The organism is Nonomuraea sp. LPB2021202275-12-8 (assembly GCF_037044575.1).
Classification (GTDB): domain Bacteria; phylum Actinomycetota; class Actinomycetes; order Streptosporangiales; family Streptosporangiaceae; genus Nonomuraea.
Genome location: NZ_JBAHWD010000146.1, coordinates 1 through 583, shown reverse-complemented (window position 1 = coordinate 583; position 583 = coordinate 1). Strand labels below are relative to the sequence as shown.

Here is a 583-nt window from a genome sequence, read left to right as displayed (position 1 = left end):
AAAGCGGGTGCCGCAGACATCCGATCTGCCTAAGTTGTCAAGCCATGGCCTTCGATCGTGGTTGGAAGGCGACATCTTCGTTGTAGGTCACGCCCTTTTGCAGGCAGTGGTGAAGGCAGCCGAGCAGACGGTTGAAGGTGTTGCGTAGGGCGCTGGAGTGTCGCTCGCCTTCGGCGCGTCGCCGGTCGTAGTGGGCTCTGGGGCCTGGTGCTCGTAGGGAAGCGAAGGCCCAGACGTAGCCGGCGGCGGCCAGGCGCTGATTCTTCACTTTGCGGTGGTGGACGACCAGGCTTTTGCCCGAGGCGCGGGTGATCGGGGCTGCGCCGGCGTAGGCCTTCAGCGCGCGGGCGTCGGCGAAGCGGGAGCGGTCGTCGCCGAGTTCGGCAAGTACCCGGGCGCCGGTGAGATCGGCCAGGCCCGGGAAGCTGGTGATGATGGCCGCGTCCGGGTGCTGGTGGAAGGCCTCGCTGGTGGCGTCGGCGAGATCGTCGGCGGCTCGGCATGCTGCATCCAGCTGCAACAGCAAGGCTTGGGCCTGGCGGCCGAGCGCTTCTTCGACCAAGGGGAGCTGGCGAAGGTGTTC

At 67.1% G+C, this 583-nt stretch carries 1 protein-coding gene; it reads right to left on the bottom strand.

Annotation, left to right across the window (positions count from 1 at the left end):
* Positions 1–37 precede the first annotated feature (37 nt).
* The coding region (locus V5E28_RS49105) for a transposase (protein ID WP_336217205.1) at positions 38–583 on the bottom strand (546 nt) is incomplete at its 5' end.